The organism is Streptomyces sp. NPDC056452 (genome assembly GCF_042796085.1).
Lineage (GTDB): Bacteria > Actinomycetota > Actinomycetes > Streptomycetales > Streptomycetaceae > Streptomyces.
In genome coordinates, this window is sequence record NZ_JBHTRI010000012.1 from 58,592 (window position 1) to 70,917 (window position 12,326).

Consider the following 12,326-nt stretch of genomic DNA (forward strand, 5'->3'; position numbering starts at 1 on the left):
GGGCCCCCAACCCCCGGCACCCCCCGCCCCCGGGGCGTTTCGCCCCGGGTGGGGGGTGGTGGGGTTTGGGGTCCCCCCCCACCCCCCCCACACCCCCGTCTGGGCCTGTAGTCATCACTCACCTGGGGTTTGCGTGCCACTGCACTACACGGACTGTTCCTTTGCCTACCGGGCCGGTACTCCTGTGCTCGACAGCCTGACGATGGACCTCCCACGAGGTTGCACAGTTCTGCTCGGCCCGAACGGGGCAGGGAAGTCGACACTGCTCTCTCTGGGAGCCTCTTCCCTCACTCCCGTTTCGGGGCGCATCACGCTGGGGCGCCTGGACAGCGTGCGGCGGAGAGATCGCCGGGCCTTCCGGCAGAAGGTGGGCTGGTTGCCACAGGAGGTGAAGGCCATCCCGGCCCTGACGGTCCGGGAACAGGCCGCGTACGTGGGCTGGTTGAAAGGCCTGTCCAAGCGCGACGCCTGGGACCGTTCGGCCGCAGCGCTGGAAAGGGTCCGCCTCACGGAACTGGGCGAGCGCAAGAGCCATGAGCTTTCCGGAGGCCAACTCCGCCGCCTGGGTATCGCGCAGACGCTGGTGCACCAGGCCGAGATCGTTCTCCTGGATGAGCCGACCGCGGGCCTCGATCCTGTCCAGCGCGGTGTCTTTCGGGATCTGCTGGCCGAACTGAGCAGCTCGGTGCACTTCATCGTCTCCACGCACCAGACCGACGATCTCGCCGACATCTACGAAACCGTCATCGTCTTCGACCGTGGCAGGCCAGTGTTCCGAGGGCCGACGAGCGACTTCTTCGCCACCGCCCCCGCCGGTACCCCGTACGAGCGGCGTGCGGAAAGTGCCTACCGCGGCCTGGTCCGAGGGGAGGTCTGAACCGTGCGCATCTCGACACTTCTGCGCTCGGGCCCCGCTGCGTGGTCCGCCCTGGTCCTGGTTCCCGTCCTGGTGTGGTTCAGCGCCCAGAACACCGAGTCCACCATCGCCTACTGGCCTTCCATCAGCTCCCAGACCACCATCGTCGTCGGCTTCATCAACGCCGCGTGCGGGGCTGGAGCAGCCTGGGAAGCAGCCCGGATCAAACAGGGTGGAATCACCGGACTCGCCCCGGCCCGCGGGCCGCTCAGCGTGGCGGTCCTGCACCTCGGCCCCGTCGCCGTACTCGGTCTGATCGCGATGATCGCCCCCTTCGCCGTCATCGTGACATCGGTGGCGTCCACTCCCGGCCTCCCGAACCCGGCGATCCTCGCTGCCTCCTACAGCGTGGTCCTGGCCCATATCGCCCTGGGCTGGTTCGTCGGCGCTCGCCTGCCGAGACTCCTCGGCGCCGCCACCATGCTGATCTTCGGATACCTGTGGGGGTTCTGGCCGGCTGCCATGGGCGATCTGCCCTGGCTGCGCCACCTCAACGGACAAGGCGTCACCGAGTGTTGCGGCCTCGACCAGGAACCCTCCATCCGCAGCCTGGCAGCCACCGTCACCTTCTCCCTCGCGATCGTGACGGCCGTCGTCCTCGGCTCAGCACTCCGCCATCGCCTCTGGCGCCCCCTGCTTGCACTGGCTGGCTTCACCGCGGCCACCGCCGTGGCGCTCGTCCTCGCCGTTCCCCTGGACTTCCAGGGCACCCAGGCCCGCGACACCGCACTGCGCACCTGCTCAGGACAGAGCCCGCAGATCTGCCTGTGGCCCGAGCAGAACACCCGACGAGCAGACATCAGCCACTGGGCCGACGAGATCACCGCTCAACTGGCAACCGTCGGCGTCACGCCGGCCCGCCAGGTCGAGTTCGGGGACCCCCAACCCGACAAGACCAACGTCGCATCGAACATCGCCACCAGCCCACTCCCCAACGAAGCTCCCCCGTGCGCCCTGCGCCAAGGCGCCGCCTACCCCGGTGACGAAGCCGTGATCGCCATATACGCCTGGCTCTCCCTCACCGGCGGCGTCCCCAAGAGCGACCTCGCCCAGCGCTGGCCCCACGAAGCGATCACTCTCGCCGAGCAGATTCGCGCCCTGCCCACACAAGCCCAGCACGCCTGGTACGAACGCAACATGCGCTCCGTCCACGACTGCGCCGTACTGCCCGACCTTGCCCCCGCCTCCTACACCAAGGCAGCCACATCGTGAACTGGTGGCACCGCGCACACGCCACACCCCTCACCGCAGCAGTCGTGATCGCCACCATGCTGCTGACACCGCTCCTCGGCGGCTCCACCCTGCCCATCCCCTCCCTCCTCGCGGGCATGAGTGCCGGAATCCCCGTGCCCCTTGTACTCCCCGCCATTCCCGCGGCGCTCACTCTGCACGCGCTCAACCGGGTCCCTCGCGTCTACGACACCACCGCGGTCCGCCCCGTAGCCCGATACCAGGCAGGCATGCTGACAGCAGCTGCCTTCCTGGCCACCACCATGGGCCTCGGCGCTGCCTATGCGGCTGACTCCTCCCTATCCCTTGCCGCGGCAAGGAACTTCCTCGGATACCTGGGTACCGGGCTCATCGTCCAATACCTCGCCGGTCACATGTACGGCCCACTGACCGTGGCCCTCGTGCCCGTCGTCTGTGCACTCATCGGCCTGGGTCCCGGTGGGCGCCCCTTCTTCTGGACCTGGCCTCTGCATGAAGCGACCTCCCCGATCGCCGCCACCGCCGCCCTGCTTCTGCTGGCCGCAGGAATTGCGACCACGACACTGCTCACGCCGCGACGCGATGCGTCTCGATCTGCAGCTGCATGACCAGCTCTGCCGCGACGCGGGCGTTCCAGTCCTCAGGGACGACTGGCGGTGGGCCTTCACGAGTTCTCGGGTTCCACGCGGTGATCCCTGGAGGATCGGCATGAAGCAGCACCGCTCCTGCCCTTCCCCTGCCGATTGCACCGGTGGCTTCCGGGCGGCTGCGGAAACAGGCACATCCGGCAGCCCTGACGGGTGGGCCCCCAGCCGCGCCCCGCTCCGCCAACACGCCACGAGTAGTGGCTCACTCTTTCCGTGAGGGCGACAGGCCTAGGGCTGTGAAGACATCGCGTGTGGGCGCAGGACCATGAGCGAGGCCTCCAGGGTCGCCACCATGGCAAAGGGGAACCGGTCGAGTTCAAGACAGAGCTCGACGTCGTCGGGGTGGACTCCTTGACGCACACCCTCCGCCAGCTCGACCGCGGCGCGCGACGTAGCAGCGCGGTGAAGGAACTCAGCAGCATCCGTCCCGGCCTCAGCGGCTCTCCGGGCGATGTACTGAGCGCACGCCAGGTCTTCATCGGCTTGTCCGTCTTCGCCGGTGACCACGAACGTGACACTGTCGTTCTTGCGCGTCCGCAAGAGCTGAGCCGTTGCCTCCGCCACCACGAAGCTGGCGCACAGCACCAGCGACGCCTCCTTGACCGCAAGGGCACCGACCGTCCCTGCCGTGGTCTTCTGCACAACGGTCCGCCCGCCAAGGTCGATGGACCGCAGCATGCCGGGCGAGTTGACGGCGTCGAACCCGGGCGCGGACGGACCGTCCTTGATCGCCACCCAGTCCGGGTGGCGGGCCTTGAGGGCCACGGCCTCGTCCAGCGACTCAGCAAGAACGATCTTTTCCGCGCCCTGGGCGAAGGCCCAGGCAGCCACGGTGAAAGCACGCATGACGTCGACCACGACCGCCACGGGCGGGGTATCGACCAGATCAGGGATTCCGAGGAAACGAGTGTCCATGGCGATCATGATCGTGCACGCCCGGCCTGAGGTGCTCGGAGTATGGTGCGCATCACCTTGACAGACCCGGAATGCAGCCCTCCGGATGCCTGTGGATTGTAGAAGTGGACACGACGACGCCGAGCGCGATGAGCACTTCGACGCGCGTAAGGCCGAACTCGCCAACTAGGCAACCTCTTGCGGAGGCACCCCGGGTACGCAGGTGCATGAGAGTGCACCGTCGGCGGCCTGAACAGATCGGTTGGCGCGCCGCGCGATGGTGACCCCCGGACGGCCAACCGCACCGGTCGACCTGGAAGGTGTCTCATGCGCGGCTCATCAGTCGAGGCAGAACTCGTTGCCCTCGACGTCCTGCATCACGAGGCACGACTCGTTGTCTTCGTCGGCAGCCAGCAGTCGCACGCGTACCGCGCCGAGCGGGATCAGGCGCGCGCATTCGGCCTCCAGTGCGGCCAGGCGCTCTTCACCGGCGAGCCCGGTCCCGACCCGCACGTCAAGATGCACCCGGTTCTTGACGACCTTCCCTTCGGGGACACGCTGGAAGTACAGTCGCGGGCCCACACCCGAGGGGTCGCTGCAGGCGAACCAGGAATCCCGCTCCTCAGGCGGCTGCGAGCTGTTGAAGTCGTCCCACGTGGCAAAGCCCTCCGGGGGCGGCGGTGCGACGTACCCCAACACCTCGCACCAGAAGCGAGCGACGCGCTCGGGGCTTGCGCAGTCGAAGGTGATTTGGACCTGCTTGATCGACGCCATCGGTCCACCATAGAGGCAGGTCCCTTCGTAATCGCGACGGGCCCGCCCCGGGAGGGCTTGTGGAGCTTGCGGCCCGACACCTCGCGGCCGGAGGGACCTTGGGTCCCTCTGGCGACGATCCCGACCGAAGCCGCCGTTGCCGCGTGACGCACTGCGACCTGCCCGGAAATCCGGGCGACAGCCACCGACTCGGCTGACACGCTGGCGCACATGACCACGCCGCTGACCGCGAGACAACGACTTGCCGCGCTGCCCAGGTACGTGGCTGTGAACGGTGAGGACTTCACCGGCCAGAACCTTGCTTCCGCTCGCACGTCTCGACTGCGGTTCACCCGCTGCTCGTTCACCGGGGCAGACCTGCGCCACGCCACGCTGGACGGGTGCTGGTTCAAGTTCTGTGACTTCAGCGGCGCAGACCTGCGCGGTGCCTCGTTGCGCGAGGTCGGCCTGGCGGGATGCGACCTGCGCGGTGCTGACCTGCGCGACACCGATCTGACCGACGCCAGGTTCGGAAGCGTGAACACCGGTATGCCTCCGTTCGGGCTGACCGACATCACCGGCGCCCGGTTCGAGGGAGCGTCCCTGCGCAATGTCGGAGCGGAAGACGTCATCGGATGGCCACCCGGGAATCGAGGGAACAGGTAGGGCCCTCGGGCCCTGCCTGACGGCACACCGATCACCCCGATCATGCTGAGGCTGAAAGCCCTCGCCCACCGAATTGCACAGCGGACACAGAGGTCTTGACGTTGCGGAAGGGCGGCACCCGGGTCCAGGGGAAGCAGTCCCGGAAGCCTCCCGTCCGCAGTAACTCCAGGCTTAGTGTGACCCGCATGACCATGGGGGACGAACTACTGCTACTCGCGATGGGGACCGGTCGACGACATCCGCGGATCCGGTCCGAGAGCCGGCTGCGGATCGCCCTGAGTGCCGCGGAGCTGGCCGACCTCTGCTTGGCCGGCCGGATCGTCTTCGGCGCCCGCCGGATCGAGATCCTCGACCCCGCCCCGGTCGAGGACCGCCGCCTCAACAACGTCCTGCTCGGCCTCGGCCGGACCGTCCCACCGCCCTCCCTCCACGACTGGCTGCGCCTGACGCCGCGGTCCCTCACCACCGAATACCTCTCCCGGCTGGAGGACCAGAGGGCCCTGAGGTCCCGCCGCCGACGCGACGCGGCCGGACGTACCCGGCACGACATCCTTTCCGTCGATGTGCCCCGCCGCCGAGGCGTCCTGGACCGTCTCGACGCGGTGACCCGCTCGCGCCCCGGGACGCCGCCCGCCGACCCGCACGACCTCGCGCTGGCTGTCCTGGTCCGGGTGGCGGACATCGCCCCTGCCGTGTACCCGGGTGTACGGGGAGCCGCAGCACGTCGTCGCCTGGCCGCCCGTACCGCGACCGGCGCTGCCCTCCTCGCCTCCACACAGGGCGCTGCCCCGTTCGGCGAGGGAGACGCAGGGGCTCCTGCCGCACAGACCTTCCTGCCCACGGGCCAGCTCGCCAGCGAGCTCGTCAACCTCTACTCCGAGGTGACCACCGGCGACCAAGGGCTCGGCCACTACCTGGACTCGGGTGGCTGGTCGGACGGTGGCTCGGGCAGCCACCACGACTGAGGCACAGGCTCTGACCGAACTTTGGCGAGGGTGTGGGTGGGGTCCGGACCGTGTGACGACAGCCAGGCACTGCAAACGCTCGTGCGGGGGATCCCGCCCATCTGTTCCAGCCTCCGCCACGTCGCAGGCGACCCGGGAGGCTGCATGCGGACCAAAGTAACCGACAGCACCCGTCAGGGGAGTCCGGAGGAGATGCGCCACGTGAAGAGAACTACGGGGCCTGAAGCCGCCGTTGCCCGCCTGTGGCAGGAGCACCTGGGCGAGCGATTCCCTGCCGAGCTACGTGGAGCGGAACTGGCAGGCGCCGATTTGGTCCTGCTCGACGCAAGCATTGCCGGGTGCGTGTCCGTGTGGTTGAACCAGGGCGGGGCTCTCGACACTGAGCGCCTCGGGATCCTCTGCGACTGCATCGCAGACCTGGAGCAGATCCTGCCGATGCTCAACGAACCAGAGGGTCTCCGCTACTACCAGCGCCTGCATCAGCTGGCTCTACTCGTCTCGACTGCCGAAGACTCAAAAACCACCAAGTGAAGCGACCTCCAAGGGGTTTCCTGGAGCTGGTCGTTGGTGGAAGGACGGCGGTCGGCACGTGGATTCATCTTGAGAACAGGGGGGCAGCGTCCGCTTGATAGGGTGCGCCGATGTCGGCGATCAAGAAGTTCCAAGTCACCTTCGACTGCGCAGAACCTGAGCGTCTCGCTCGCTTCTGGTGCGAGGTGTTGGGGTACGTCGTACCGCCGCCCCCGGAGGGTTTTGCCACGTGGGACGACTTCAACAGCTCGCAGCCGCCTGAGGAGCGGGATTCCTGGTTCGCCTGCAGCGACCCCTCGGGGGTGGGCCCGCGACTGTACTTCCAGCGTGTCCCCGAAGGGAAGGTCGTCAAGAACCGGGTGCATCTTGACGTGCGGGTCGGGACCGGGCTCGTCGGTGAAGAGCGCCTGGCCGCACTGGAGGCCGAATGCGCGCGCCTGATCCCGCTCGGCGCGGTACACGTGTGCACGCTGTATGACGGCAACGATGCGTGCATACCGATGCTGGACATCGAGGGCAACGAGTTCTGCATCGACTGAGCACTCTTTCGAGCCGGAGAGGTGGGAAGCTGCCCCCTTGGACCTCTCGGGTTTCGTAGGGGATGTCCTTCATCAAGGATCTTCGAATGCCTTCATTGGCTACGCCGAACGGCAGAGCGAGCTGCCGAGGCGTCGAGAGCACATGCCGGTAGGTCACTCACCGTGGCTCGACCGCATAGGTTCGCCGGGCTGCCCACACAGACCAGGCCCTGCACCGTTACCTGAGCCGGCGCACCGCCATCGCCCGCCACCCCGACGTGTTCCCCCCCCAAACGCAAGGAACGTGCCCGCATCCGAAGTGAGGGGGGCATCCGCTGGGGCGGACGCCCCCTCGCAGGGGCAGCCTGAACGTGAGTGGGCTCCTACATCACCTTCGCCAGAAGAGGTGGTGCGTCACGCCGCTCGGGCTGGGAACGACCTCCATGTGGAAGCGGTTGAGCAGCTCATCGGGGGACTCCCAGAGCCGTAGTCCTGACCCGAGCTTTACCGGCGAGACCGCCACATGCATGGTGTCGACGAGGTCAGCATCAAGGAACTGCCGGATGGTGGTGACCCCGCCGCCGAGTCGGACGTCTTTGCCCTGCGCCGCTTCCCGCGCCTGTTCGAGGACCGCCGCCGGGTCGCCGTTGACGAAGTGGAACGTGGTGTCGGAGAGCGTGAACGACGGACGCCCGTGGTGGGTCATGACGAACACCGGAGTGCGGAACGGGGGCTCCTCCCCCCACCAGCCGCGCCACTCATCGTCCTGCCAGGGTCCGCGCTGGGGACTGAACTTGTTGCGGCCCATGATCTCGGCGCCGATGTTGTGTGTGAAGTCCCGGGTGAAGTAGTCGTCGAGCCCTCGGCTCCCGCCGGGATCCATACGCATGGGCCAGCTGGCCGTGGCCCCTGCCCAGGCAAACAGCCTCTCGGGACGGTCGAGGCCGAACGGCTGCTCGAGACTCTGGTGCTCACCGGCACCGATTCCGTCATGCGAGACGTTGAAGTTCATGACTCTCAGTAGTTGGTCCACGTGTTTCCTCGTCAGGTCCTGTCGCGTCATCGTGTGGCGAGGCGCCGCACATCATGACGTCGAACGGGACGTGGCCGGATCGACAGTGATCCGCAACTTTTTCCAAGACGCGTCAGGAAGCAGCCCCATCGGCGGTGTGGCCGTGGCGCACGCGGGCGGCTTCGAGGCAAGCAGCGGTGACAGCCACGATCGCTCACATGCGTGGCAACGGACGTCGTCGCACAGCCAACCGTTCCCACCGCCAACCGTTCCCACCGCCAACCCGGCGAACCTTTCCGGTCAGAGCACTCATGGGGTGAGAGGTTCGGATGTCGAAGAGCGGATTGTCGGTAGCGTGACGACCATGCCGTTCGCCGATGAGCGCAATCGGGTAGTCGTTGTCGCGTACAGGCCGGAGTGGCCTGAGGAGTTTGCGGATCTTGCCGAGTTGTTGTGGGGCGCGGCAGGCGAGCTTGCTGTTGCGATCGATCACATCGGATCGACGTCGGTTCCCGGGCTGGCGGCCAAGGACTGCATCGATGTGCAGGTGCGGGTGAGGTCGATCGATGAGTCACGGCAGATTCCGCTGCTTGAGGGGATCGGCTTCCGGTGTCGGCCCGAGCAGTGGAACCGTGTCGAGGTTTCTGGTGGCAAGCGGTGCTCCAAACTCGTCTTCGCCCCGCCGGCAGGGGCCCGTTCGTGCAATGTGCATCTCCGGGAGGCCGCCGGCTCCAACACGCGTTATGCGTTGCTGTTCCGGGATTTTCTGCGAGCGGACGAGCCGGCTCGTCGGGCCTGGGGCGCGTTCAAGCAGCGACTGGCTTTGAGCGCACCGGACTTGATGGACTACGGCCAGATCAAGGCTCCTGCCACGGAGGTCCTGATGGCCGCAGCTGAGAGGTGGGCCAACCATGAGGGCTGGTCAGTCGGATAGGCGGCGCATCGCGGGCGCTCGCCGATCGCCAGGCGGGCGGGCAGTGGAGATGGCAAGGCGTGGTTCAGGCCCGCTGCATGGGGGTCCCGCCCGAGGCGGCGGTCGGCACTGAGGGGAAGGCCGCCGCTTCGCCGTGGCCGGCACAGCTGCGGACCAGCCGCATTGTCAGTGGCTCGGACTACGGTGCGGTGTCATGGGCCGGACGGAGGTCGTCAGGGACTCGCGGCAATGGGGGGTGGGTCGCACAGGCCCCGGCAGCCAGCTCGGGACTGGAGGTATTTTGCCGTGTCCCCACCCCCCAACTCCGAGCGCGCGCCCGGAGGGAAATTCGCTCGCCGGATCCTGCGTACCTCCCGGACAATGCACAGGCCCCGAAGATGTACGGGCAGGTCAAGGGAAGATCCAGTTCGACGGACAAGGGGTGGAGTCCATGGGGCTTTCCTACAGCTACGAGATCTATGTACCTGTCCAGAACGTCGCCAAGGCGCTGCTCGAGGTCACAGAGCTGGCGCCGTCAACGGATCGAGTGGCGCCGCTCGCGGTGACCATGCCCGGTGGTGAGCGGGTCGTCGTCCCGTTCACGTCCAACTTCAAGAGTGAGCCGGTGGACTGCTCGGCAGGCGGCAACCTTGAACTCGACACCTCCATCATGTTCGGCGTCGACGACGCGGTGCGCCAGTTCTGCGAGGACCCTGACCCCGAAACCGACGAGTTGGGGAGAGTTGAGATTGGATACGTCTACCTCACGGTGCGGTTCGCGCCCGCGCCGCACCCCGACTTCGCGTCGCTGACGTTCAACGCTGCCACCTCGGGGATGAGCCGGCTGTTCGAGCGGTCCGCAGGTGTCAGAGCTGTGTTCACCGGCCTCACCGCCGCCATCGGCGGAGTGTGCTGTCTACTCGACACCGAGAGCGACACCTCCCGAATTTACTGGCTGAACGGCCAGCCGGTCCAAGACACGGTTCCGGGCCCGTCTTTTGCCGACTTCCCTGATCTCGTGGCTGTTTGGCCCGGCCGGTCTCAACAGCTGTGACTCCGAGCGACCGGTGGCCGGGGGAGTCCGCGTGCGGCCGATAGTTGGCATCGGGGCCACTGGAGTCCGGTCGCGCCGGTCACCACGCGTTGATGACCGGCGCGTCGGGTTCGTGCTGCCGCCAGACCTCGTTGAGGCGCCCGAGCCGGTCCGCGGCGGCGATGCCGCGCAGGGACGCGACCTTGCCGTCCCTCACGTCGAACGCCACGGCACCCACGACCCGGTCGTCGACCACGGCCAGGACGGCCTGGGAGCCGTTGACCAGCGCGATGTACATCGATGGCGAGCCGCCGGCCAGCCGCCGCTTCGCCGGCGTGGGCTTGAAGCCGGCCCGCACGAAGGAGGCGACCCGCTCGCGCGTCGTGTACCGCAACAGCCGCTTGCTCAGGCCGGCGCCGTCCGAGACCGCTGTGACGTCATCGGTGAGCAGAGCCACCAGCCGTTCGGTGCGCCCCGACGTGGCTGCGACGAGGAATTCCTCGACGACCCGGCGAGCGGACGCGGGGTCGGCCTCGCCGCCGCGGGGGCGCTCTGCAGCGACCCGGATGCGGGCCCGGTGCACATGTTGCTGGCTCGCGGACTTGGTGATGTCGAGGATCCCGGCGATCTCGGCGTGGCTGTACGAGAAGGCCTCACGCAGGACGTAGACGGCCCGCTCGACAGGCGAGAGGCGCTCCAAGAGGGTCAGTACGGCCAAGGACACCGATTCGCGCTGCTCGAAGGTGTCGGCCGGGCCGAGCATCGGGTCGCCGTCGAGGAGCGGCTCGGGCAGCCAGGCACCGGCCGTACGCTCGTGGCGCGCCTGCGCCGAGCGGAGCCGGTCGAGGCTGAGATTGGTGACGACCTTGGTGAGCCACGCTTCCGGCACCTCGACCCGATCATGATCTGCAGCCTGCCAGCGAAGGAACGTGTCCTGCACGGCGTCCTCGGCGTCGGCGGCCGAGCCGAGCAGACGGTACGCGAGCGAGGCCAGCCGGCCCCGGCTGGCCTCGAACGTGTCAATGGCTGCTCTGTCCATACGGAGAAGCCTATGCGGCGGCCCTCACGCCGGCCCGGTCAGGCGCGGTGGCCACGCGGCGCCTGCGCTTCGGCATGCCGAAGGTCGGGTGGGCGATTCCCCACCCGGCGCCCTTGAGTACGCCCGACTTGAGCCGCGCGGCGGTCCGGCCGCCCAGATACCAGGACTTCGACCGGACGTCGCCGTCCACCATCTGGAAGATGGCGTCCCGGCGGCCGAGGCTGATGTGGTTGCCGTAGTACTTCAGCCCGGTGGTCGGGACCTTGCCGCCTGTCAGGCGCGCGATGATCGCGGCGGTCGCCTGCATGTTGGTGAAACCGGCCGAGGCGCAGGACATCGGGAGCGGCCGGCCGTTCTCGCCGATCGCGTAGGCGCAGTCACCGGCGGCGTAGACGTCCGGGTGCGAGACCGAGCGCATGGTGCGGTCGACGACGATCTGACCGGTCTCGGCGACCTCCAGACCGCTGGCGGCCGCGATGGGGTGCACGGCGAACCCGGCCGACCATACGGTCACGTCGGCCGGGATGGACGTGCCGTCGGCAACGATCGCCCGTGCCGGTTCGACGGCTTCGATGCTGGTGTGCTCGTGGACGGTGACGCCGAGCCGGTCGAAGGCCTGGCGCAGGTGGCGGCGGGCCTTGGGGGTGAGCCAGGCGCCCAGCTCGCCGCGGGCGGCCAGCGCGACCGAGAGGTCGGGCCGGGACTCGGCGAACTCGGTGGCCGTCTCGATGCCGGTCAGCCCCTCACCGACGACCAGCACGGTGCCGCCCTGGCCGAGGCCGGCCAGGCGCTCGCGCAGACGCAGCGCCGAGGATCGGCCGGTCACATCGAAGCTGTACTCGGCCGCGCCGGGGACGCCATGGTGGGCCACGGAGCTGCCGAGCGCGTAGAGAAGCGTGTCGTACGCGAGCTCGCTGTCGCCGTCCTCGCCGGTCACGGAGACGGTCCTGTGCTCGGGGTCGACGCCGGTGACGCGCGCCAGGCGCAGCCGCACCCCGGTGCCCGCGAATACGTCGGCGAGCTTGCTGAACGCGAGGTCCTGGCCGATCGCGAGCTGGTGGAGCCGCATCCGCTCAACGAAGTCGGGCTCGGCGTTGACGACGGTGATCTCGGTGTCGGCGGGGGAGAGCCGGCGGGCCAGGTTCCCGGCGGCGAAGGCCCCGGCATATCCGGCGCCGAGGACGACGATGCGGTGCTTCATGACGTTGCTCCTGTCTCGTTCGCGTGCCC

14 protein-coding genes are annotated in these 12,326 nt (G+C 68.2%); 9 read left to right on the forward strand and 5 right to left on the reverse strand.

What is annotated here, in order from left to right; all coding sequences use genetic code 11:
- Positions 1 to 202 precede the first annotated feature (202 nt).
- The 3 genes from ACFQ6X_RS14350 to ACFQ6X_RS14360 are packed head-to-tail and all read left to right on the forward strand — an operon-like array spanning position 203 to position 2,733.
- Positions 203 to 877, forward strand: a complete 675-nt coding sequence (locus tag ACFQ6X_RS14350; protein ID WP_383181010.1) for an ATP-binding cassette domain-containing protein — start codon at positions 203 to 205, stop codon at positions 875 to 877.
- 3 nt (positions 878 to 880) lie between these two features.
- Complete coding sequence (locus ACFQ6X_RS14355) at positions 881 to 2,128, forward strand: hypothetical protein (protein ID WP_383181013.1); 1,248 nt, start codon at positions 881 to 883, stop codon at positions 2,126 to 2,128.
- Positions 2,125 to 2,733 carry a hypothetical protein gene (locus ACFQ6X_RS14360; protein WP_383181016.1) on the forward strand — a complete coding sequence of 203 codons (609 nt, stop codon included), beginning with the start codon at positions 2,125 to 2,127 and terminating at the stop codon, positions 2,731 to 2,733. The genes ACFQ6X_RS14355 and ACFQ6X_RS14360 overlap by 4 nt, the downstream gene beginning before the upstream one ends.
- A 267-nt stretch (positions 2,734 to 3,000) precedes the next feature.
- Here the strand turns inward: ACFQ6X_RS14360 and ACFQ6X_RS14365 are convergent, their stop codons facing one another.
- Both ACFQ6X_RS14365 and ACFQ6X_RS14370 read right to left on the reverse strand, forming a co-directional pair.
- Positions 3,001 to 3,687, reverse strand: a complete 687-nt coding sequence (locus ACFQ6X_RS14365; protein ID WP_383181018.1) for a 2-phosphosulfolactate phosphatase — start codon at positions 3,685 to 3,687, stop codon at positions 3,001 to 3,003.
- A gap of 318 nt (positions 3,688 to 4,005) precedes the next feature.
- A complete protein-coding gene (locus ACFQ6X_RS14370; protein ID WP_383181021.1) occupies positions 4,006 to 4,440 on the reverse strand; it encodes a VOC family protein in 435 nt (144 codons plus the stop codon).
- 210 nt (positions 4,441 to 4,650) lie between these two features.
- On the opposite strand from ACFQ6X_RS14370, the gene ACFQ6X_RS14375 reads away from it, so the two are divergent.
- The 4 genes from ACFQ6X_RS14375 (at position 4,651) to ACFQ6X_RS14390 (ending at position 7,120) form a co-directional block, all read left to right on the forward strand.
- Positions 4,651 to 5,085 carry a pentapeptide repeat-containing protein gene (locus ACFQ6X_RS14375; protein WP_383181024.1) on the forward strand — a complete coding sequence of 145 codons (435 nt, stop codon included), beginning with the start codon at positions 4,651 to 4,653 and terminating at the stop codon, positions 5,083 to 5,085.
- A 185-nt stretch (positions 5,086 to 5,270) separates the two neighbouring features.
- Entirely contained in the window at positions 5,271 to 6,050 is a 780-nt protein-coding gene (locus ACFQ6X_RS14380) for a GPP34 family phosphoprotein (RefSeq protein WP_383181027.1), read from the forward strand.
- Positions 6,051 to 6,194: 144 nt separating this feature from the next.
- Positions 6,195 to 6,581, forward strand: coding sequence for a hypothetical protein (locus ACFQ6X_RS14385; RefSeq protein WP_383181030.1), 387 nt, complete (start codon positions 6,195 to 6,197; stop codon positions 6,579 to 6,581).
- 110 nt (positions 6,582 to 6,691) lie between these two features.
- On the forward strand, positions 6,692 to 7,120 hold the full coding sequence (locus ACFQ6X_RS14390) for a VOC family protein (RefSeq protein WP_383181033.1): 429 nt from the start codon (positions 6,692 to 6,694) through the stop codon (positions 7,118 to 7,120).
- Between the two features lie 367 nt (positions 7,121 to 7,487).
- On the opposite strand, the gene ACFQ6X_RS14395 is transcribed toward ACFQ6X_RS14390, so the two are convergent.
- A complete protein-coding gene (locus ACFQ6X_RS14395; RefSeq protein WP_383181036.1) occupies positions 7,488 to 8,132 on the reverse strand; it encodes a dihydrofolate reductase family protein in 645 nt (214 codons plus the stop codon).
- A 70-nt stretch (positions 8,133 to 8,202) separates the two neighbouring features.
- Here ACFQ6X_RS14395 and ACFQ6X_RS14400 point away from each other — a divergent pair, with 70 nt between their 5' ends.
- Complete coding sequence (locus ACFQ6X_RS14400) at positions 8,203 to 9,045, forward strand: GrpB family protein (RefSeq protein ID WP_383181039.1); 843 nt, start codon at positions 8,203 to 8,205, stop codon at positions 9,043 to 9,045.
- Positions 9,046 to 9,475: 430 nt separating this feature from the next.
- Positions 9,476 to 10,078, forward strand: a complete 603-nt coding sequence (locus ACFQ6X_RS14405; protein WP_383181042.1) for a hypothetical protein — start codon at positions 9,476 to 9,478, stop codon at positions 10,076 to 10,078.
- A gap of 79 nt (positions 10,079 to 10,157) precedes the next feature.
- Here the strand turns inward: ACFQ6X_RS14405 and ACFQ6X_RS14410 are convergent, their stop codons facing one another.
- Both ACFQ6X_RS14410 and ACFQ6X_RS14415 read right to left on the reverse strand, forming a co-directional pair.
- The gene (locus tag ACFQ6X_RS14410) at positions 10,158 to 11,096 is read right to left on the reverse strand and encodes a sigma-70 family RNA polymerase sigma factor (RefSeq protein WP_383181045.1); all 939 of its coding nucleotides are present in this window, start codon (positions 11,094 to 11,096) and stop codon (positions 10,158 to 10,160) included.
- 10 nt (positions 11,097 to 11,106) lie between these two features.
- Positions 11,107 to 12,297 (reverse strand): NAD(P)/FAD-dependent oxidoreductase, encoded by a 1,191-nt coding sequence (locus ACFQ6X_RS14415; protein WP_383181048.1) that lies wholly within the window; start codon positions 12,295 to 12,297, stop codon positions 11,107 to 11,109.
- Positions 12,298 to 12,326: the final 29 nt, after the last annotated feature.